Here is a 21,410-nt window from a genome sequence, read left to right on the forward strand (position 1 = left end):
GATGCCTTTTGAGGGGCGTTTCTTTTTTTTTGCCTGTTTTTTTAACGGATATCCTCGCTTCTGTACCCTGTTTTGTAGTTTATTTCTCTTTTAATACCTTTGGGGAACCAGAAAATTCCTATAATTATTCAAATTGAAAAGAGAAGTATCATGAAAAGAGAAAGAATTTCTTTTGCGAGGAGGAGCTTATGCCTTTTCCTCGTAGGAATGAGCGTAATCCTCGGGTTACGTGCAGGAGAGCCTACTCCCCCTCCTGCCGATATGGATTTTTCCGTATTAGTGAGTAGCGACCCTGTCGCAACGTTTGAGGTAAACGAAGGTGGGTTCAAAGATGCCTTAGCCACCGACTGGAAGGTAGTTACCCTAAACACCTTCCCAGGAATGAAGTGGGGTACGACTTTCAAAGATGACTGTTTTAGCATCTCGCCGACCAAATTTTCAGTTAAGGCACCTTATTGCAGTTATTTGATCAGCCCCGCTATTGATTTAGGTAAAATGGAGGGCAAAGCTCTTACATTCTCTATGGTCGCTTCGGCTTCGGCAGGAGAGTCGCCCCTAAAGGTGCTTTTGATCAATGAAAAGGGCGAAATGCTCCGAGAGTTGATGAGTGTGAGCGATTTGTCCCAGTCGTCTACCGCTTACTTTCCCAAGGAAGTCGATATGCCGAGCGACCTTTCGGGCGTTGGGTTTATCGCTTTCGTTGCAAAGGGCGATAAGAGCAACCGCCGACAATTCAAGTTGGCCGCACTTAAGCTCGCTCAGGCCTCCAAAGAGGTAGAGATATCTTGCACGCCCAAAGAGGGGCTCTCTTTCGATACCACCGCAGCAGGCGAGGTGGGGGCTACCAAAGAGGTAGAGATCTTTATTAAGAACTTTACAGGCGTGCCCGAGGTAACGATGACAGGTATCAATGCAGAGGACTTTCGTATCATAGACCGCAATGCCTTAACGCATACGGGAGGTAAACTCTCCATCGTATTTGAGCCCAAAAGTGGCGGAGACAAAACGGCCAACGTACAGATTGTAGCGGGTACTGCCACTTTCCTTGTGCCCCTCTCGGGCAAGGCTACGGGAGCGGCTCCTGCAATCAAACTCTCATCTACTCCCTCCTCGCTCGCTTTTGGTAAGGTTGCCGTGGGTGTAACTTCGGCTGCGAAAACGCTTACCATCGTGGCGCAAAATGCGTTGCAAACCCCTACTATGAGCCTCAAGGGTACGAATAAGGGCGACTTTCAAGTAACAGGAGGCGAACAACTCACCCACACGGGCGGAGCACTTAGCGTAACTTTCACCCCTTCTTCGGCAGGGGCAAAGTCCGCTACTATCGAGCTACAAACGGGGGGAACACTCCTCGAAATACCTTTGAGCGGAGAGGGCGAGGGCACAGCACCTACGCCAGAACCTTCGGAGGATATAGAACTCCTCACCGACCCCTACTTCTACAACTTCGACGAAGATAACCATCCTAAAGACTGGGACTTCGAGGGCAATGTTACCAAGATAGATAAAGGGTACAACTCCAGCACAGGTTTTGCTATCAGTATCGATGCCCAAGGGAGCGCAAAGGGCGGTACGGTGATGCAAAAGGTACCGCTCGTAAGCGATAAGGCTACTGTAAAGGCAGGCGATATGCTTGAGGGAACATTCCACTTCCGTTCTGTGGGAACGAAAGTAGAGAATGGAGCCGTGCGCTTGGCGTGCCAGTGGTTAGATGCCTCTGGTAACGTGATAACCACTGCCGAAGAGGCATTCATCAACAATACTTTCTACTTCGACCGCCATAAGGCTTGGGATAAAGTGGCTTTCAGAACCATTGCCCCAGCGGGTGCTACCCACTTCCTTTTCAAAGTGGTTACACAGGCAGGTAGTTGGGTAGAGTTGGACGACTTTGGTCTCTTGCGCTTGACACGAGACAATGCCAATATGGCTTTCATCGCCGTACTACCTCATATCTCCGTTATCACGGGCGAGAAGGGTAAATCCATTACCCGAGAACTTCTTGTACAGGGGATGAAATTGCCCTACGCACAGACCCCCGTACTCAATGCCAAGAATGGTACTATGAGTATTGCTCCCGAGAAACTTCCCGCAGGTAACAGCGTGGCCAACTATTCGGTTACGATCAATCCTACGGAAAAAGGAGCTTATTACAACGGATACGTTATTAAGTTCATGGGAGACAATGCCGTCTCCACCTCGGCATTCAATGCCTTTTTTATTGATGCTGCCAATCCCCCTGCGGTAAAACTCTCCGACACAACGCCCGTGCGCACTATGGAGAGCTTCCCCAACGAGACGGACGAAATGACGCTCACTTTTGATGTAACGGGCGTTATCGACTCTCCTACCGTAGCAGTACAACAAGAGGAAGCAGGCATATTCTTGCTCAATACTTCCAGTTTCTACTACTCTGTGGGGCAAGATAAGGTACTCAACAGTACGGTGAAGGTAACCTTCCGCCCCAAAGAAGCGAAAGAATACAACGCTACGATTGTTATCTCGGCCGCTCTCATGGAGCCTTTCGTGCTACAAATCAAGGGTAAAGGCAAGGAACTCAGTGAGGGTTGGGTAGAAAAATTCACGGCAGACAAGCCCCTCGACCCTCGTTTTGTGGGAAATCCTTGGACGGGGTACCACAACTTTGACCGTGGTTACTATTTCTTAGAGGGATCTTGGCAGGCTCCTGGCCGTGTAGATATCAAAGCGGGCGGTATCATTGAGTGCGATGAGTGGTTTGCCAACGGAATCGAGCGCATCACCATTGCGCCCATTAGTCTCGCTTCACACCTTAAATTGGAGTATAGCATCGACGGAGGAGGACACTGGAAAGAGGGCGAATCGTTCGATAGAAGCGGTTCGGCTATGATCGATACGCACAGGCCTACACGCTTCCGCCTTGTAAATCAGACCGAAGAAACCGCCTCTTTGGAGCAGATAAAGCTCTCTTTGGGCACTCCCGAAGCGCGGATCTCTTACCCCCAACTCAATGAAGAGGCAATGCTGGTGGGTGCCGACGCCCAACCTTTGGCACTCCTTAACGAAACTTTCGACGGTACACGCCATACCCGTGGACTGAACCTGCCTGGATGGCAAAATCTGGCACTACAAGCCGATCGTCCTTTCTGGGGGTGGGCGCAAAAGAACATAGCAACGCAAGAGGTAGAGGAGCAATGCGCTCAAATATCTTTCTTCAACTCCATCAACAAAGATGATAGAAGAGAGCATCAAGCATGGCTCATCTCGCCTGCCCTTTCCTACCAGCAAGCAGCGAGTAAGATTCTTACTTTCCGTCTAAGGTACCAGTTACCCACCGAGAATGGCGAGGAGAAATTTGGCGTCTTCATCATCAAAGAAAGAGAAGGCTCTATCGAACCTCAATACCTCGACATTACCAAACTGCTCTTGGTCGATAACATCGAGAGCTCAACGTGGTACGATTACTATGTAGACCTCTCAAAGGCAGAGGGCATATCCATCGAGGATATTTTCCACGTCGGCTTTAGCTTCTACAGTCCTGTCGGGGGCAATGCCACATCGCTCACCTTTATGATAGACGATGTAACCTTCGGGCGCACCGATATGACCGAGTTAAGTGTCGATAAAGAGTTGCTTTCGTTCCTCTTCAAGGTCGATCAGGAGTGTACGCCACAGCTCTTTACCGTTACCGCCAAAAATCCTAAGCACCCGATTACCCTTACTATGGTGCCCTCCCGTCTTGCCGAGCAGTTCAAAGTCTCTACGGCACGTCTGCCCAAAGAGGGGGGCGAGGTAGCGGTAGGCTTCAAGTCCAAAGATGATAAGACAAGAGCGGCTGCACTTTTGATACAGACCCGAGGGAGTGCTTCTAAGTTGGTGCGCCTCATGGCACAGATTGATAACGCCGTAGAGGTGCCCGATGCTCTGAACCGTACTAAGGTTTATCCGACTGTTACCAACGGTACGCTCTATGTAGAGGGTAGCTATGAAGAGTACTACCTATTCACGCTCGATGGTACGTGGATAGAGCAGGGCAGGGCGACCCACTCCATCGAAGTAGGGCATCTACCCGAGGGGAACTATATCATCCGTCTGCTATCGGCAGATGGCGGTATGGCTACCCACCGATTTGTACGTCGGTAAAGAATGATTTTGCTCTCTGAACAGGCGCATACACGCTGATTATAGAGCTTTTATCATTCCTCGCAATAAAAACTCTGGAAGTTTCTTTGCTTCCAGAGTTTTTTGTGTTAAAGAAGGCACTCTTACTTCTTTTTGTAACACGCGCTTCTCTCTCTTTGTTATAGCTACAATGTAACAAGTCGGGTGCTAACGCTTGGAGCCTAAGCCAACGCGATCTCAAAATCTTCAATACGCCTTAATAAACTTCTGAAGAAGTGTAGCAAAACTCTTCTACACACGTGTAATTATTTATACGTAGGTTATGTATACACATACGCAGCTTATGTATGCGCATACATAGCCTATGTATGTACATATATAGGTTAAGTATATAGCTTTAGACAGGTATAAATGATTTTTAGTTAACGTGTAGAGTGTTTTTAGGAATACATCAAGAAGAATTTCTTCAAGAGTCTCGCTACCTCCTCTATGGGCATATATCCTCCTGCCGCTTGTATTGCTTCGCTGCCTCCTGCCTCGGAAGCAATCATAAGCGATAGCAAGGTAGATGGGGCATAAGAGGAGGAAAGGGGTTTTGTAGATGTCAATTTTTTTTACGAATATTGTAGCGGTTTTGTGCTTACACAAACGCTTGGTACGCATCTGAGAGCAGAGGGAAGCGTACACCTTCGAGGTGTAGAGTGCATAGAGTGTGGCGTAAGTGTCTTTATTAGAGAACTTATAGAAAGAACTTCATCGACAGAAAAATAGAAAAGATATGGGATACATTATTACGGCTATCGTTATAGCCCTTGTGATTGCCCTCGTGGCAATGGTAGTGAGCATGTACAACCGCTTTATCCGCTTGAGAAATAACGCCCGAGAGGCATTCTCCACCATGGATACCTACCTGACTAAACGCTTTGACCTTATACCCAATCTGGTAGAGACCGCCAAGGGATACGCAAAGCACGAAACAGAAGCTTTTGAAAAGGTCATTCAGGCGCGCAACATGGTGCAGGCGTCGGGCAATATGGAGCAGAAGCTGGCAGGCGAGAATATGTTGAGTGGTACGCTCAAAAGTCTTTTTGCCGTGATGGAAAACTATCCTGAACTCAAGGCCGATGCGCACTTCTTGCAACTGCAAAGACAGCTCGAAACCGTAGAATCGGAGATTCTCAACTCTCGTAAGTACTACAACGGTACGGTGAAGATGCTCAATAACGCCATCGAAATGTTTCCCAGCAACATTATTGCAGGGATATTCCACTTCGAAAAGATGCCTCTCTACGAGGTGAGCGATGAGGCTAAGAGAGAGAACGTACAAGTTAAGTTTTAACTCCTTTTTTGAGTAGCGTGCACCGCTCCGCAACAGTATGAAAAAAGCTCTTTGCTTACCCCTTTTTCTTCTACTCTGCTCTCTACACACCTTAATGGCTGTGGCACAGGGCGGTTTTGATACGCGTCGCTTCGATGTAGATGTACAGGCGCACGAGAACTGTACGTTCGATGTAACTGAAACCATACAAGTAGATTTCTTCGAGGAGCGTCACGGCATCTTCCGAGATATACCCTATGTGTATGGCAAGATGCGCATAGAAAATGTAAGGGTCGCAGGCGCGCCCTTTTCGCTCAGTTCAGAGGGGGACAACGATACCGAGGTACTGCGCATCCGCATTGGCGAAAAGGCTACCACCGTTTATGGCCCGAAAACCTACCGTATATCCTATACCATAGTCGTATTGCCCCAAAGAGGGAAGAATCACGACTTCCTCCACTTAGACCTTTTGCCCCCCTTTTGGCAAACGCCGATCGACTCGCTCCGTCTAATGCTTACTATGCCCAAGCCGCTCGACTGGAGCAGGGCGGAATTCTTCTCGGGGAGCTTCGGGAGTGATAAGTTGAACGAGAAGTTTCACCTCGAGACTACCGACCGTAGCTTGGTGGTAACGGCAGCCGACATCGACGCCGCTCAGGGCTTTACCGTGTGGTGCGATTTGCCAGAGGGGTATTGGCAGGGCATGCAGGATAATAGCTGGGTCAATGGACTACTGATAGCCCTCCTCGTTCTTATACCGCTAATCATGGCTCTCCTTTGGTACTTTAAGGGAAGAGACCCTATGGTCGTGCAGACGGTAGAGTTCTACTCTCCCGATGGTTTAGGCCCCCTTGATGCTATCTATCTATTGAGCGGAAAGGCCGACTCGAAAGACTTTCTCTCGCTTATCGTTTACTTTGCTCACAAGGGCTACCTCTCTATCGAAGAGGTGGCTAAGAGGCGTTTCTTGTTACACCGTCAGGTAGAGCCCAGTGCTCTGGAGGAAGAGCCCCAATATGTGGCAGACTTTTTCGAGTTCCTCTTCCCCGATGGTCTCGAAGTCTTTGATACGGGAGAAAACCCAAAACTATCGAACTATTCTTCAACACGCTTCGAGAAGCTCAAACAGGCTAAAGAAAGTATCGAAAGAGTTTATCGCATCGGCGATAGGCTCTACAATCGCTCTTCACGCCAAGCTCGCACTTTTGGCTTCGTTCTTCTGGTACTACTTCTGTTTGCCCCCTACCTTATTACAGCACTCTATGTGGGGGAGTTTACTTCTAATATATGGTACCTCCTCTCGCCTTTGGCGGTTCTTGCAGGTTCTTATAAGGTGGTGAGCACGAGGGAGCAACGCCATGGGCACCAACTTCCTAAGCGGATTTTCGGATACTTGCTTGGGCTCTCTGCCATTGCCTTAGGCTTTTGGAGTATCTTCTCGATGATGCAGAGTGCTTACTCGATTTTGCTCTTCCCCTTTATACTGCTTTCGTACGTTCTTTCGATGCTGTTTGAGATGATTATGTACGCACGTAGCAAGGAGAGTGCCGCTCGTATGGGGCGCATCTTAGGGTTCAAGGAGTTTATCCGCACAGCAGAGTTGGATCGCATCAAGATGCTTGTGGAGGAAACCCCCGATTATTTCTTCCAAATTCTTCCCTATGCTTATGTCTTCGGACTGACAGATAAGTGGATTAAGTCCTTTGAGAGCATCGACATTAAAGAGCCCTCTTGGTACCGCTCGTATGGTGATACTTTCCACGCGGCAGGTATGTTTTACAGTTTGAGTGCGTTGAACACATCGCTCGAAACGCTGGGCGGTCAGATGCAATCGTACGAAGTGGAAAAAGCAGCCTATTCTTCCAGTTCGGGTGTCGGCGGAGGCTACGGTGGTGGCGGTGGCGACTCGTGGTGATGGATAATGGAGAGCGAGGAAAGCTCTTGAGGCAACCCGATAAACCGTCGTGTGCTGAGAGGGCTTTGCGGCACTTTCCTCCTGAATGAACTCCATCGAGGCAAGTTTACTTACCCTACGTCCCAACTTTTCTTAGCACGTATTCAAACTCCAGTTATCGTATATCCAAACTTAAGTTGTCTCGTATGCAAACTTTTCTTGTTGCGTATCTAAACTTTTGAAAGGAGTTGTTGCCCGAAAGCCCACTACCCACTCTCTCAATAGCTCTATCATAATGGAGGTTGGGCAGGGCTTTTAATCTCTTTTAGGTGTTGTGTCTTCTTTTGCCCGTTTCTAAGAGTTGTATCGTGCCGAAGGTGATACGATGGGGCATCTCGGCACGAGCCAATCGCACGCGTAGCCACTCTCTTAGCTCCTCTTCGCTTAGGGGGTGCTCCTTGTCGTAGCACTCTACATGTGCCGCCAAGACCTTCCCGAAAGAGGGATGGGGTATGGGAAAAACTTTCGCCGTGAAGACCTGTGGGTGGGCTACGATGGTGCGTTCGACCACCTCGGGATATACATTTTCACCACCAGAAACAATCATTTGATCGGCACGCCCTTGATAGAAATAGTAGCCCTCGGCGTTGCAACGCATCAAATCGCCCGTTGCTTGCCACTGATGGCTACGTCCCTGCATTGCCCAACCCGAACGAACCCAAAGAGTTCCTGTACCGTCGGGGGCGATGCCCTCCAGTTTGCAGCGTACACCTCGTATGGGTCGCCCGAGGGTTGTTTCTGTGTGTCGGTCTAAATCTTCGGGTGTTGCAAGGAGGAAAAATCCAGCTTCTGAGGTGCCGTAAAGGTTGTAAACGACGCTTCCCAGTCGTTCGTGTGCCTCTCGTACCAGTTCTCTTTCGAGTCGATCTCCTCCACAAATGATGCAGCGGAGCGAGCTTAATGCTTCTGACGATGGGGTGCTTTGGAGCATTCGAGAGAGCATAACGGGTACCAGCGGAATGGCTTCGATGCGGTACCGATGGATGGCTCGTAGGGCTTGCTCGGTGTCGAAGTGGCGTGTCAGGAGAACTTCCTTGCCCATTACCAGTGAGGTGATGAGCGTTGCCAAACCAAATCCGTGGTAAAGAGGTAGGGCAATGTAAACATTGCGATAATGATGTATGCCTATTTGTCGGAGCAGAGCCAGCAGAGGTGGGAGGAATTGCGTCGTGGAGGGACGTCGTGCCGCCGCTTTATAGTGACCACTCGAACCGCCCGTTAAGACCGTTAGTTCGCCGCCCCTTCGTATGCGAGGGAGTTTCCCGTGGGGCAGGGGAGCCTGTTGCAGTAACTTTTCGAGAGATTCGATGCTTGCAGTGGGGGTTGGAGGTGTATTGGAGAGGCTTTTCTCCCGAAGATTTTCGTCGAGAATGAGTAGGTCGTATCCCTTCTCTTTGCGGAGCAGGGTGTCAAGTTGTTCCCGTCCCATCTCTGTATTGAGCAGGTGGGTGTGAACGCCCAAACGGGAGAGGGCAGGTAAGAGCAATACTGCCATGGTGTGATTGCGGCAGAGTAACCCGACGCGTTGGCCTGCTCTTAGGTGGTAGTGCGCCTGCAGTTGAAGGGCTAAGTGTGTAGCTTCTCGGTATAAATCGCTGTACGAAAGTTGCTTTTCGTCCGAGATGATGGCTGTTTGGTGCGGATATGTTAGTGCCGAGAAGCGTAGCAGTGCCATGAGGGTCGTGCCCTCGGAAAGCAAACTTTTCGTCCAACGATAAAGCCCCTTAGGAGTGATGAATTGTAACTTGATAAGAGCTTGAAAAATGGAATGGGTTTTGGCGGTCGTACTCATACGGTGTTGGTGTTGTGTGAGATGAAAAGAGAGAGGGCTTTCACTGTATAAAAGCCCCCTCTTTATCGCTTTTTATGGTGCGGCACGAAGTTACTTCTGATTTTCGTAATCAAAGTTCATCATCAGCTCGACAAGTTTTTGTTCTGCTTTTTCAAGGGCATCTGCTTGCTCTTTCGTGGTGGCAATGTAGCCTCCAGCTTGCAGGGTAACGAAAGTCTCTACGTTCGTTAGATTTTCGTCGATGATGGGTACCGCTTTGTTGGAATCCTCCTCGGATAACTTAGCTCTGATGCTACCTGCAATGAGGTTGGCGTTGTCGCCTATTGAGATAGCGAGCGTATCCATAAGACTAAAAGTACGAGACTGGTTGGAGGTGATGCGCCAGTTCACGATAGCCTTTGCCAACCCTTTAATCCACTTCTCTCGCAACTCTTTCGGGGCTACTAAGCAGTCGCCAAAAACATTTTTGGAGGCAACCCAACCTGCATTCTTCAACTTCTCGATAGTTGCATCCGACATTTCGGGCTCGAGGGGATTGGTGGAAACGCAAAAGAGCCTTCTTAAATCAATCGCGATATCCGAAACGAATAGCCCACTGGCACGGCTGTTATTGGGAATCCACTTTCTACTTAAACTTCGATCCTTGCCCTCCAAAAAGGCAGCTATTTCTTCATCGGATAGTCTATTCCCATTCTCGTCTCTTACGATTACTTCGTTGTTGGGTCTGTCACTTCTGTCAAATGATATGTTGTCGTTGTCCAAACCTGCCAAAAGGGGGTGAAGTCCTCTCATGGCAGAGATGGAGAGGGGGCTTCTTCTTTTCAAAGTTTTGTCTTTACCTCCTTTTGCTGCTTTCATCCATCCGCCAAAGAGTTGATCAATGTAAGTAGGATCACAGGTGCCATATACCTCCCCCTCTTTTAACTCTTTTTGTTTGGTTATATCGAAGAGAAAAGTCGTGGGGCTTGGAGTTTCATTCAAACTTTCGCATGCGGAATCGAGTATAGACCGCTTTACTTGCTGTCCACTGGAGAAGGGAATGCGACGATTGAATTGAGCATCATAGTAGTATTTCTGTCCCTCTGCAACGCAGAATACAGTGTGTTCTGCCCTTTTGAGCGTACGGATATAGATCGTATTCTTCATAATAGTGTATATCGTTATTGTTGTTTTTCTACAAAAGCGTAATCAAATTTCAGTAAAGTGTTGAAGTAAACAAACTCTTCGTTGGTCATGAGGTGTACCTCGTTCTTGAGGGTCTTTAATTGCTCTAAGTCGGAGTCTTCTACTCCAGTAACCATTTTAGTGAGGGCCTCGATAAATTGTTTTTTCGATTTTGCACCCAAAAGGTCTTTCTCTATGAGATTTTTTCTTTCTGTACCCGAAGCTCCCTTTCTATAGCGTAGAATTAGATGAGCCAACTCTATGGTATAGTCCGTAATCTCTTGTTTATTTTTTGATAACATAGCTATTAACCAGGTTTTATAGGATTGATAAGTAATTATTTCTTCTTCTTTTTTGAAAGCGAGGTTCTTTGCTTCTTTGAAATATTTCTCTAAATTTTTGGGGCGCAGGGCTTGTAAGCCTATACTCCCTAATTCACAGGCTCTTTTTATGTGCATTCCATAGAGAGATTGAAACTCTTTACTGTCAAAACACTCTTCGCCGCTGTTGTAAAGCTGTTTGAATACATTCTTTAGTCGTGTTCCCGATTTTAAGTGTAGGGGGATAAATCCAATGGTTTTGTTGGTTTGACCAAAGCTATATATGTAAGCCGTTAGTTCTTTGTTGGGATAGTGCCTTGAGAGACTGAAAAATAGGTTTGACCAATTGACGGTGGCAACCTCTATTTGTTTGTCGTTTAGTGTAAATATCTCTTCGTTTTGAAGGTCTAAGAAAGTAAAATCGTCACGATAGTTTTTGCCCAATTTGTAAGTAAGCCACTGCCCATTCCAAGAGTTAATTTGGTTGCCTCTTAACTTATCGAGAGTAGGATCGTTCAAAAACTTTCGATAGTGTCCCCAACCCTCGAAAATTAGTAACAATAACTCTGCATCATCAATTAGTAGATTATACCCACCTGCTACTCCAATACCAAGTCCCGAGCCTATCCAAGAGCAGAAAATCTCTTCTTCGTTACTCTCTATGGGAATATCGGTTATAAGCCCCGAAGTACTGGCGAACTCTTTTTCTTCCGATGCAGGAAATCCTAAAGCAAAGCTGGCATCGGGAGATTCGTTCTCGACTTTTTCGTGAAGGTCATGTAGCTTCTCCTTTCTTTCTTCGGGTGTTAAGAGATGAGCTTTTTGTCCGCTCTTCATCTGCACAAAGGGCGAGTTGGTCACCCACTGCATGTATTTAGAGTGGTCGAAGAACAACTTAAAATATATTGTATCGAAGAACTCTCTGGCAGAGAGATTCGATTGCTCCTTCTCATTAAAGGCTTTCAAAAACGTTTTTCCAATTACAGAAGTTATCATAGTATCACTCCTTTGTTGCTGTCTATTTTGCTAATATCCAAGCCCATCTCTTCGGAGTAGGCTTCGTCGGGAATTATAAACGGATGGCTTCCCTTATCAAGCTGTCTCCTTCCTTTCACACCATGGTAGAGGGTAGGTATCTCCAACTGGAGCCTTGTTGCCAGATCGCCATCTTTGTAGGCAAACTCATCGCTTGCCGCGATACACACCACGCTCTCGATGTCGAGTAGCTCAAAGAGAATGGCCTTGCTGTGGTGCGTTAGGCAGTCTATCGTGAACTCGCCACTCGGCTGGAAGATGGTATGCTGGTCAATTTGTGTAAAGTCGATAGAGGTAAATACTTCGTCTATTTTGGATTGTATCTCCCTTTCTCGCAGAGGTTTTCCATCTTCGAGTACCTCAAATGACTTTTGCAGAGTGGCTACATCATAGGGTCTCGCCCCCTGTTGGCTTTTCGATGGGGCTATTACGTAAATATCTTTCAAGTGTCCGATGGTCTCTTGCGTTCTTTTACGATTGACCCGACCAAAGCGTTGTATCATAGCGTCCAGCGGAGCACACTCGGTAATCATTACATCGAAACTTATATCCAGACTAACCTCCACAATCTGTGTCGCTACCACGATGCAAGCCTCGTTTGAAGTATTGAATTGCTCCACGGCGTTGCCCTCTGCATCTCTACCGAGTAAAGCTCGCTCTTTTTCGTTGCGATCTTTTCGCTTGAAGCGACTATGCAAGAGCATGGAGGGGACGGAGGGGTAGAGTTCCTTGATTTGTTCGAAAACTTCCTGCGCCCTCTTTACCCGATTTTGTACAATGAGCACTTTATCTCCCCTTTCAATAGCTTGCTTGATAATGGGGAAAAGATTTTCGAAAGAAGTAGCCTTATGGATAATGTGTCTATCGTACAAATCCAATATTTCGGCAGGAAGCTTTATTTCCAATACATCATCCCCTAATATCTTTACGATCTTGTTGTATAGTATTGATGGCATGGTTGCTGTGCCGATGTGTATCCTGCACCCGTTTGCTTTTAAGATTTCGACCAGTTTTAGTACAATGGCTTGCGATATGCCCGAGTAGGTGTGTACTTCGTCTAAGATTACATCGCAATCTTTTAAGTCCAGGAGCATAGCCTCGTATCCCTTCATCCCGAAAGCCAAAGCCGCCAGTTGGTGAGGTGTTAAGATTTTCACAGAGGAGCCGATGTGAGACTGGAGTACTGTCTCTTCGTCGTGGTGTCCTTTTCGCTTTATCACTTGTGAGGTAGCGTGCAGTACTCTTATGTCCAAGTCGGGATTGTCCCTTTCCAAATCGTTGGCAACTCTTTGATACATCGCGTTGATTGAGGCTTGAAAGGGTAGGGTGTAAAAGACTCTTCCTCTGCATCGCCTAAAGAGATAGTCCGTTTTGCCTGCTCCCGTAGGGGCAACTACTATCGTGTGCTTTTGGGGGCTATCGGCATCTAATAGAGAGAGGGCGTAGAGAGCATTGGGACGATTGTAGAACGATAAATCGGGCACCTTGAAGAGCCGAGGAAGAAAAGTCTCTACTCTGTCATCTACAGCAGAGGCAAGATGATCTGCTCCCATCAGAAGGCCTTTCCACTCCGATACACCCCGCTCTCTTGACCTTTTTTCGCAGTAATCGATGGCGTACTGCAAGTTCTCTTCGGCCTCTTGTCTCGAGATGTGATTGTAGGGAATGCCCAGAGCAACTAATACCTCCCACGCTTTCTCGGCCCACTCTTCCCAGTGCCCCAAATGAAAGTCTATGTATTCATACTCTTCTTCCAAATCGAGTAAGCCCAAATTGGATATATCTTTTTTTACCGATTTGTGATGACTTACAACCATTTCTATGAGAGCCTCCCACTGTTCTTTGGGGAAAGCAGAGAGAAAAAAGAGCGATGCTATTTCATGGCGAAAGGGTTTATTACTTCTATTGTAGGTTTGCTTTAGTCGTTCCTGAAACACGTGGTGTGCTTTCCCTATATCATGGAGAATGGCACCATTGCGAGCCATCACTTTATCTTTCGAGAGATGTTCCGCTACACGTTCTGCCATAGCAACCACATGCTCTGTATGAGCAAGCAATGTGGTCCAATTAGGATCTGACTTGGCAAATAGCGTATTCATTCGAAGCTCTTGACAGGAGTACCTACTATTTTCAGCCAACCGTACATTTGTTCTCCCGTTCTTCGGTTGATCCCCACGAGAAAGGAGCGATCGTCCTTTTCAAATATGAGTTCAAATCCACCCATCTCATCTTCGTTGTCGAACTCCTCTTCCGAAAGCCCAAATATTTCTTGGGGAAGCATGATATCTTCATTGCGAATAAGACATATATGCTGTGTAAAGGCTCTCTCTGCATCCTCTTGCTCTTTGAAAGCTAAGTGTAGCACAGGGTTTACCATTACTCCTCGAACGATAACGGAGTTCTCTCTTTGAAACAAGAATTCCTTGCCTTTCTTGGTTCTATTCCAACCTCTTGTTTGCATTACTTCCTGTTGTTGAGAGATTTGATCATAAGAGAGGCGGTGTCTTGCAATTTTTTGAATACCCAAAACATCCAGCAGTTCGGGGAAGAGTTTTTTCTCAATACCCTCTACGATGCTTGGGGTCAGAAACTGTTGAGAGAATGTCTCACTATCTCTTACGCTGGTCCATGGTTTGATAAAGCCAAAAGGACCTGTATATTTCACGACATAAAGTTGCCTGTTCATAGTTGCCATTATTTTAATGCTCCGAATCCAACTCCTGTACTGTTGCCGATGCCTACGTTCCATGCAAAAGCTATCATTTCGGGGCTTCCCTCGATGATTATCGGGCAGAGAGAGGTCTTGTTCTTAACATCTTTGTAGGAGATTACTTTGGTTTTTGGGAAAGGGAATTGACGGTCGAAATATACCTTGACATTTCCTGCATCCAAACCTGCTATACGAGCTTTGGCTTTTAGGGTTTCTGTCATAAATGTATCGGCTTCTTTGTCGAGATAGGTGTAGTGCGTCTCTTTAACTTCGTTGTGCCTTTTGATTAAAATAGGGCTTGCCAAGAGAAATCTCTCCTTTTCGCTAAACTCGGGAGTTTGTTCGATACGAATATCTACTACTCTTACTCCTGCAAACATATCGGGCTCTTCCAAAATACTTTTAACTACCCTTCGTGCCTGTTCGGTATCATAAAAGTTCAAGGTAAAGTAGGAGCCATTCTCTACTTTGATACCTTCTTTAGAGACCTCTACATTGCGCAGCCATGAGAAAGAATAGAGACTCATTTTTCCATGTTCATTATTGTTCTTCCCCAACCATTTATGTATGCAACCTGTGAGTAGGTGTTGATAGTTAAAATCGATGAATCGGTTAGAGGCCGATGTCTTTATATGTAGTCTCATAAGATTGTTCCATTTTGTTTTGCAAATGTAGTAAATAAATACACTTAAATACTTATTAAGTGAGAAGTCTCCTGTTAATCTCTTTCATGCTTGGGTGAGAGGAGTATAATATGCTCTTTGTTGTTAAAAGATTCTTCTCTGGGGAAGGCTCTTTTGAAAAGGTCTTATTATAGGCTCGTAGAGATAGGGAAAGAGGAGGGGAAGGGGGATTAGCGGAGCAGACAGTAGCGGTAGAGCCATCGCAGAAGTGGGGCAAAGGGGCGAGCCAAAGGTGCTGTAAGGCGTGCCCACCAAGGAATGTAAAAGGCGCGTCTGCCCATAGCCAAACGCATCAGTAGGCGAGCGGCTTCGTCTGCCGTGTAACTCGGTAAGCGTCGGTAGGCTTCATTCGCCTGTGACATAGGTGTCGCCACTAACGGCATATAGGCTATACGCACCCGAACGCCTCGTACGGGGAGTTCCATTTGAGCCGTCCTACACCACAGGTCGGTAGCTCCTTTCGATGCGTGGTAGGCAGACCAATGTGCTGTCTTTGGGTAGAGCAAACTCACCGAAGAGGTATAGACGATGCACCCTCGGGCACGCTCCAACGCTGGGATAAGTGCCAGCGCAAGATGCACGGTGGCTCGATAGTTTAGGTCGATGGTGCGGTCGAAGTCGTGCGCACGGTCAAGGCTTTTCGCAAGAGGTCGGCAGATAGATTTGCCTGCGTTGGCAAAGAAGTAATCGACACTTGGCAGCAAGCGAGGAAGTTCTGCGCAGAGAGCCTCCAAAGCTTCCTTTTCTCGGAGGTCTAAAGCTCGGTAGAGGGCTCGACACCCTATTTGCTCTGCCTCACGACAGAGTGTTTGTAGCTCCTCTTCTCGGCGTGCTATAAGCAAAAGATGTGCACCTGCCGCCATCAATCGACGGGCGAGAGCCGCTCCGATGCCCGAGGAAGCCCCTGTAATGACCACCCAACGCCCTGCAAAATGCTTATGCAAATGAGAGGGCGAACTGTGCGGAGTGGGATAAAGCAGGTGCATAGAGGTGTCGACAGCTAAGAGAAATCAATGAAAATCTATCAAAGGAATAGCAAAAGTCGCTCCGAAGAATGTCTCTGAAGGCATCATTCGGAACGACTTTTATTCATTCTAAACGGTGGGTTTATTTGAAGTAGCCGATCATTTTGCGGGCAGCTTCCTCGAGTTCGGCACGGAAGTCGGGGTGCGCTATCGAGATGAGTGCCTTGGCACGCTCAGACATAGTGCACCCTCGCATGCGAGCGATACCGAACTCCGTGATGATATAGTCCACCTCGTTACGCCCTGTGGTTACAATAGAACCCTCTTTGAGGGTGGGCACAATGCGAGAGACTGTACCCTCTTTGGCGGTGGCAGGCATGGCGATAATCGAAACACCTCCCTTGGAACGCTTAGCCCCACGCACGAAATCGACCTGACCACCCGACCCACTGAAGAGCGAGTAACCGATACTCTCTGCGGTAACTTGACCGTAGAGGTCAATCTCAATACAGGAGTTGATAGAGACTACATTGTCGTGCTGACCGATGATAAAGGGGTCATTCGTATAGTCTACGGGGTGCATCTCCACATCGGGATTGTGATCTAAGAACTTGTACAACTCTTGCGAACCAAAAGTAAAGGCCGATACGACCTTACCAGGGTGGAGCTTTTTCGCCCGACCGTTGATAACGCCCGACTTCATCAAGCGCATAACACCATCGGTGAACATCTCGGTGTGGATGCCCAAGTCCTTACGATCTTCCAAGTTATTGAGCACCGCATCGGGTATTGCTCCGATGCCAAGCTGGAGAGTGGCTCCGTCGCCAATCAGAGAGGCGCAGTACTTACCAATCGTGGCCTCAATCTCTCCAATAGGAGCTTGGGGTACGGTAACAAGCGGAGCGTCTATCTCAATGATATAATCCAATCGACTTACAGGCACACGTGTATCGCCATAGAGGTAGGGCATTTGTTTGTTGATGATGCCTACCACTTTCTGTGCATGGTCTATGGCAGCTCGAGTATAGTCGCACGAAACGCCCATGGAGCATATACCCTCTGCATCGGGAGTAGAGAGCTGTATCACGGCGAGGTCTACGGGATAGAAGCCTTGCTTGAAGAGCCCAGGCACTTCGTGAAAGTGGCAAGGAAGAAAGTCTACGCGTCCCTCTTTGAAAGCATTACGACCTTGACGCTCCATAAAGTTGATGATGGGGCGCACTTTGCCCTCCATTTCGGGTGTTAGGTATAGTCCTTTTCCGAAGTAGAGTACGTGGAAAAGATTGACAAAGGGAATGGTGTCTCGCTGAGCATACATCTCTTCGATGAAGCAGTCTATATGTGCTGCTCCGCTTCCCACTACCACATTTGCGCCCTCAAATAGAGACTTCTGTACCGCTTCGGCGGCTGTTACCAAGTGTTCTTTGTAATACGATTGCCAATTCATTGGTTATAAATCTTTATATAATGAGTACAAAGATACACCTATTTAGGACTATTGTATAGCACTGCACTTTCTTTTTTTAGTGCATTCTTGTAGAGGCTTACGTCATATCTATTGGGTGCTACCTCCTGAAAATAGTCCATAAAAAACCTCTGCGCGGAAGATGCTCCTGCAGAGGTTTTATATACTATTTATTTCCCCGATGAAAATCGGGTGTATAGCGAGTATCTAACTTCCACGGAGAGGAGACGTATCCTCTCCAGCTTTTGCCTGCTCTTATCGGAGGTTAACCTTCGTCGCCTCGTCGCCTACACGTACAATGTAGAGAGCCTCGGGAAGTTGTGCTACATCTATTTGTGCCGTTCCCCCTTCGTTGGTCATAGCAGTGAGGAGGAGTTCGCCCTCTATTGAGTAGAGTTCTACTCGGCTAAGTGGTGTGGTGTGGAGTATTTGTAGAGAGCCAGTTGCCTCTTCGAAGCGCACCACAAGCCCTTTCTCGGCTACTTTCTCTACCGATTCGACTTTCTCAAACACGGCACTTATCAGCATCTTGGGACTGGAAGTCGTTACCTCTTTAGAGATAAGTATATCGGTTACGATATCGTCTCCCGTAGCCACTTCTGTCGTTACGGTAAGTGTTTTGAGTTTCACCTCTCCTATGCCCTGTTGAGGCTCTGCGACCACTCGGAGTACTTGTCCGTATTTAACTTTTTTGAGTTGCTCTTCATTGTAGCCTTCTATGCTTATGGTACCAGGCCCTTCGCTATGGAGAGTTACGTTGCAAACCTTCTCTCTGAAAGTAGCTTTTACGACCGTAGGTCCCGTTACTGTAAAGCGTCCGTCCGTAGGCCTGAGGTCTATGTCGTTGGCTGTAAAGGAGACCAGTTCGTACTCTCTCTTGTGAGATACAATAGCCCATAGCTCCGAGCCTTCTGGTACATTATTGAGGTCGTCGGCACCTACCATACGTATTTTCCCTCCTTCTCCACACTCGACGGTTACGGGGTGCGTGGGTAGTGGGTCTGTACCCTCGTAGGGCATAAATTTATCGAGTTCTTCACGCCATTCCACGATGTCCCATCCTCTCTTTGCAGCTGCCGCTACCTGCGCTTTGGTACAGATGCTGTACTCTATGGTATTGGGGCTGGTAAAATCCATGAGGGCAAAAATGCCTCTTTTCTCTTTTTCGGAGCGGTCGGGTAGTGAGGCTATGAGGTTGTCGAGAGCTTTCCCTTTAAGGTGGTTGAGGGTGCAGTAGAGCTCTTCGAGCATAGGCATTTTAGAGGCATCAAGAGCCACCATACCCGTAGAGTCGGCGACAAACATGGTCAGGTCTCCATGTAGAGAGACTTCTGAGTCTCTTAGCTCCACTCCAAAGAGCCGACCGTTGAGCCATTTGCCGCGTGCTCCTTTGATTTCAACGAGCGATCTTGCTCTACCCCCGATTCTTATACGAGACTTGTAGGGCTTGTTGGTTGTGAAAGAAATAATGCCTGTCCCTTTAGTTGCATCGCTCCCAATAAAGGGAATCCAAAAACCTCCGTCCCACTCTTGAGTATGCCAACCTTTGGCTTGAGCGGCATCTACTTGAGCCATGGTACATCTATTCTGATCGTTGGGGTGCTCTTTTGTGTTTATCATCAGAAGTAGCCCTGGTTCAGGGAGTGCACTGCGGTCGGGTAATCCCTCGATAAGAGCGTCGGTGGCCTCTCCAAAAAGGAGGTTGTCATAGCAGTTAATCTCGTCAATGGTTGGGCAGCCGCTTACATCGAGCCAAGTAATTTGTGCTTCGGCGCAAATAAAAACTGTGATATCTCCACGTAGGGTAATTTCGTTTTTAATGACTGTGTAGTTGAAGAACTGGTCGTTTTGGAATTTGCCCGCTAATCCGTCGAATTCTACGTTCCCATTGGCTTTAATTCCGAGTTCTATCTTACTACCCAGAGGAGCGTTTGTTTTCATTTTGATAACACCGTTACCCGTAGTAGACTGTGCTACACTGCTTGCGGTCGCTATCCCCAAGAGTAACAGTATCAGCAACCCTACAAAAGGGCGATGAATGTGCGTAAAAATTCTTTTCATACTATAGTCTTAAAAGTGAATATTCTCGTGGAATGTGTGAAAAGACAATGTGGGTATTTTCTTTTCACGCTGTAAATTTATAAATAATTTTGTTTCTGCAATTCTTTTAGGATAGAAAAAAGCCTTGTAGCGAGGTGTAGTTTTGTTGAAAAGAGAGTGAAGACGGAAACGGTGTCTATGTCTTGACGGGGCTTCGATAATCCCGTTTGCGAAGTCTCCTTGTGAAGGGTGAAAAGTTTGCACAGGAGGAAATTGCTGTAACCTTATATGGAAACTCGAGTTTCCTCTTGTGTAAACTTTCCCTCTCATAGGTGGTAACCAAAGCGGTGATATTATCTTGCATGAAAGAGGGTATATAGCTATCCTTTTAAGGATATATACCGTGTCGCAAAGACAAACGCCCTCTCGCCCCTTTTCAGAGCAGTGCCTTATAGGATATAATATAGGTGTGATAATACTGGCTCTATATTTCGATACAAACAGCAAGTGCAGTAAACGACATTTATACCCGAGAGAAGTCTGCTTAACGCGCTCTTATTGTTACCTTTGCAGGCATGAAAGTTGCCCTTTTGAATACTTCCGACCATGGAGGAGGAGCTGCCATAGCGGCGTTTCGTCTCATGGAGGCACTTCGAGCTACCGATACCGAGGCGCATCTGTTGGTACGCTCCAAACAGTCGGCAGACCCCTCTGTGGTGGCACTCGATAGCGGGGCGTATGCCAATCTCTGCTATAAAACGGCATTTGTGGCAGAGCGGGCATTGCTTTACGGGCTTAATGGTTTCGATCGTGCGCATCTTTTTGAGGCTTCCCTTGCGAATACGGGACGTTCGTTGGTGCATCATCCGCTTATTCAAGAGGCAGATATTATTCATTTACATTGGATCAATCAAGGGTTTCTATCGCTTCGACAAATCGAGGCGTTGGCACGTTTGGGCAAACCGCTCGTATGGACGATGCACGATATGTGGCCCTTCTCTGCTGCCCTTCACTACACGGGCGGAGCGGTGGACGAAAGGGGTATTGAGCGATGTGCCGAGCGGGGGCTTTCGTTGCCCTATGGATTGCTGCGCCGTCAGATGAGGCGCAAGGCGCAGGTATTCGAGGTGGGGCATTTTACTATGGTGGGGTGTAGCGAGTGGATAGCCAATGCCGCTCGTCGTAGTCCGTTGGCAAAGCATTTTGCGGTAACCTCTATTCCCAATCCGATTGATACGGAGCGTTTTTCTCCTGCCGATAAAGAGGCGGCACGCCGTAGTTGGGGCTTTTCTCCAGAGGAGCAAATCATTCTTTTCGGGGCGGTCAATACCTCAGACCCTCGTAAGGGGGCGGGCGAACTGGTCGAGTCGCTTCGACTTTTTGCTGAGCAGTATGGGGCGCATCACCCGAGGGTACGCGTGGTTATATTCGGTTATCAGGGTAGTTCGTTTGTCGAGAGTATTCCGCTCCCCGTTACGCAGGTCGGGTTCGTCCGCGAAGCGCAACGCATGATAGAGCTTTATCGTGCGGCAGATATATATGTAACCCCCTCGTTGGAGGATAATCTGCCCAATACCATTATGGAGGCAATGAGCGTAGGGCTTCCCGTGGTCGGCTTTGCAACGGGTGGAATACCCGAGATGATAGCGCATTGCCAAACGGGATACGTGGCTTCGTACCAGTCGGCAACGTCATTTGCCGAGGGGATACACTATACGTTGGGAGAGGAGCATGATAGGCTCTCAACGGCTGCACGTGCCAAAAGTGTAGCTTGTTACGACCAAAAAGTGATTGGCCAACGCTTCCGCATACTTTACGAAATGCTACTCGCTGGAGGGCAATGTGCCAATTTTGTACATTAGTGGT

At 47.6% G+C, this 21,410-nt stretch carries 14 protein-coding genes; 4 read left to right on the forward strand and 10 right to left on the reverse strand.

Going from position 1 to position 21,410, the window contains the following annotated elements; translation table 11 throughout:
* Positions 1-150: 150 nt before the first annotated feature.
* On the forward strand, positions 151-4,119 hold the full coding sequence (locus tag B5D06_RS02405) for a choice-of-anchor J domain-containing protein (protein ID WP_078736442.1): 3,969 nt from the start codon (positions 151-153) through the stop codon (positions 4,117-4,119).
* Between the two features lie 419 nt (positions 4,120-4,538).
* On the opposite strand, the gene B5D06_RS08935 is transcribed toward B5D06_RS02405, so the two are convergent.
* A complete protein-coding gene (locus B5D06_RS08935) occupies positions 4,539-4,706 on the reverse strand; it encodes a hypothetical protein (RefSeq protein ID WP_159442672.1) in 168 nt (55 codons plus the stop codon).
* A 170-nt stretch (positions 4,707-4,876) separates the two neighbouring features.
* Here B5D06_RS08935 and B5D06_RS02410 point away from each other — a divergent pair, with 170 nt between their 5' ends.
* Together B5D06_RS02410 and B5D06_RS02415 are read left to right on the forward strand one after the other, a co-directional pair.
* Complete coding sequence (locus tag B5D06_RS02410) at positions 4,877-5,437, forward strand: LemA family protein (protein ID WP_184227882.1); 561 nt, start codon at positions 4,877-4,879, stop codon at positions 5,435-5,437.
* Positions 5,438-5,474: 37 nt separating this feature from the next.
* The gene (locus tag B5D06_RS02415) at positions 5,475-7,331 is read left to right on the forward strand and encodes a DUF2207 domain-containing protein (RefSeq protein WP_078736443.1); all 1,857 of its coding nucleotides are present in this window, start codon (positions 5,475-5,477) and stop codon (positions 7,329-7,331) included.
* Positions 7,332-7,635: 304 nt separating this feature from the next.
* Here the strand turns inward: B5D06_RS02415 and B5D06_RS02420 are convergent, their stop codons facing one another.
* The 9 genes from B5D06_RS02420 to B5D06_RS02460 form a co-directional block, all read right to left on the reverse strand.
* The gene (locus B5D06_RS02420; protein ID WP_078736444.1) at positions 7,636-9,162 is read right to left on the reverse strand and encodes an AMP-binding protein; all 1,527 of its coding nucleotides are present in this window, start codon (positions 9,160-9,162) and stop codon (positions 7,636-7,638) included.
* A gap of 90 nt (positions 9,163-9,252) precedes the next feature.
* Positions 9,253-10,308: a CRISPR-associated protein Cas7 gene (locus tag B5D06_RS02425; protein WP_078736445.1), complete on the reverse strand. Its 1,056-nt coding sequence runs from the start codon at positions 10,306-10,308 to the stop codon at positions 9,253-9,255.
* Between the two features lie 14 nt (positions 10,309-10,322).
* Positions 10,323-11,642 carry a hypothetical protein gene (locus B5D06_RS02430; protein WP_078736446.1) on the reverse strand — a complete coding sequence of 440 codons (1,320 nt, stop codon included), beginning with the start codon at positions 11,640-11,642 and terminating at the stop codon, positions 10,323-10,325.
* A complete protein-coding gene (locus B5D06_RS02435) occupies positions 11,639-13,780 on the reverse strand; it encodes a CRISPR-associated helicase/endonuclease Cas3 (RefSeq protein WP_078736447.1) in 2,142 nt (713 codons plus the stop codon). Before B5D06_RS02435 ends, B5D06_RS02430 begins: the two co-directional genes overlap by 4 nt.
* Entirely contained in the window at positions 13,777-14,367 is a 591-nt protein-coding gene (locus B5D06_RS02440; protein WP_078736544.1) for a hypothetical protein, read from the reverse strand. Before B5D06_RS02440 ends, B5D06_RS02435 begins: the two co-directional genes overlap by 4 nt.
* Before the next feature lie 8 nt (positions 14,368-14,375).
* A complete protein-coding gene (gene cas6, locus B5D06_RS02445; protein WP_078736448.1) occupies positions 14,376-15,035 on the reverse strand; it encodes a CRISPR-associated endoribonuclease Cas6 in 660 nt (219 codons plus the stop codon).
* 209 nt (positions 15,036-15,244) lie between these two features.
* Positions 15,245-16,060: an SDR family NAD(P)-dependent oxidoreductase gene (locus B5D06_RS02450; protein ID WP_078736449.1), complete on the reverse strand. Its 816-nt coding sequence runs from the start codon at positions 16,058-16,060 to the stop codon at positions 15,245-15,247.
* A gap of 121 nt (positions 16,061-16,181) precedes the next feature.
* A complete protein-coding gene (locus B5D06_RS02455; RefSeq protein ID WP_078736450.1) occupies positions 16,182-17,486 on the reverse strand; it encodes an acetyl-CoA hydrolase/transferase family protein in 1,305 nt (434 codons plus the stop codon).
* A gap of 273 nt (positions 17,487-17,759) precedes the next feature.
* The gene (locus tag B5D06_RS02460; RefSeq protein ID WP_078736451.1) at positions 17,760-19,565 is read right to left on the reverse strand and encodes a hypothetical protein; all 1,806 of its coding nucleotides are present in this window, start codon (positions 19,563-19,565) and stop codon (positions 17,760-17,762) included.
* A gap of 554 nt (positions 19,566-20,119) precedes the next feature.
* On the opposite strand from B5D06_RS02460, the gene B5D06_RS02470 reads away from it, so the two are divergent.
* Positions 20,120-21,406, forward strand: coding sequence for a glycosyltransferase (locus B5D06_RS02470; protein ID WP_078736453.1), 1,287 nt, complete (start codon positions 20,120-20,122; stop codon positions 21,404-21,406).
* The last annotated feature ends 4 nt before the right edge of the window (positions 21,407-21,410 follow it).

Source organism: Porphyromonas circumdentaria (assembly GCF_900167105.1).
In the GTDB taxonomy this organism is placed as follows: domain Bacteria; phylum Bacteroidota; class Bacteroidia; order Bacteroidales; family Porphyromonadaceae; genus Porphyromonas; species Porphyromonas circumdentaria.

Excerpts from the sequence above, each read along its gene's own strand:
- B5D06_RS02460 (WP_078736451.1), bottom strand. The coding sequence starts at position 19,565 with ATGAAAAGAATTTTTACGCACATTCATCGCCCTTTTGTAGGGTTGCTG.
- B5D06_RS02425 (WP_078736445.1), bottom strand. The coding sequence starts at position 10,308 with ATGAAGAATACGATCTATATCCGTACGCTCAAAAGGGCAGAACACACT.
- B5D06_RS02420 (WP_078736444.1), bottom strand. The coding sequence starts at position 9,162 with ATGAGTACGACCGCCAAAACCCATTCCATTTTTCAAGCTCTTATCAAG.
- B5D06_RS02405 (WP_078736442.1), top strand. The coding sequence starts at position 151 with ATGAAAAGAGAAAGAATTTCTTTTGCGAGGAGGAGCTTATGCCTTTTC.
- cas6 (WP_078736448.1), bottom strand. The coding sequence starts at position 15,035 with ATGAGACTACATATAAAGACATCGGCCTCTAACCGATTCATCGATTTT.
- B5D06_RS02435 (WP_078736447.1), bottom strand. The coding sequence starts at position 13,780 with ATGAATACGCTATTTGCCAAGTCAGATCCTAATTGGACCACATTGCTT.
- B5D06_RS02450 (WP_078736449.1), bottom strand. The coding sequence starts at position 16,060 with ATGCACCTGCTTTATCCCACTCCGCACAGTTCGCCCTCTCATTTGCAT.
- B5D06_RS02430 (WP_078736446.1), bottom strand. The coding sequence starts at position 11,642 with ATGATAACTTCTGTAATTGGAAAAACGTTTTTGAAAGCCTTTAATGAG.
- B5D06_RS02415 (WP_078736443.1), top strand. The coding sequence starts at position 5,475 with ATGAAAAAAGCTCTTTGCTTACCCCTTTTTCTTCTACTCTGCTCTCTA.
- B5D06_RS02470 (WP_078736453.1), top strand. The coding sequence starts at position 20,120 with ATGAAAGTTGCCCTTTTGAATACTTCCGACCATGGAGGAGGAGCTGCC.
- B5D06_RS02440 (WP_078736544.1), bottom strand. The coding sequence starts at position 14,367 with ATGAACAGGCAACTTTATGTCGTGAAATATACAGGTCCTTTTGGCTTT.
- B5D06_RS02410 (WP_184227882.1), top strand. The coding sequence starts at position 4,877 with ATGGGATACATTATTACGGCTATCGTTATAGCCCTTGTGATTGCCCTC.
- B5D06_RS02455 (WP_078736450.1), bottom strand. The coding sequence starts at position 17,486 with ATGAATTGGCAATCGTATTACAAAGAACACTTGGTAACAGCCGCCGAA.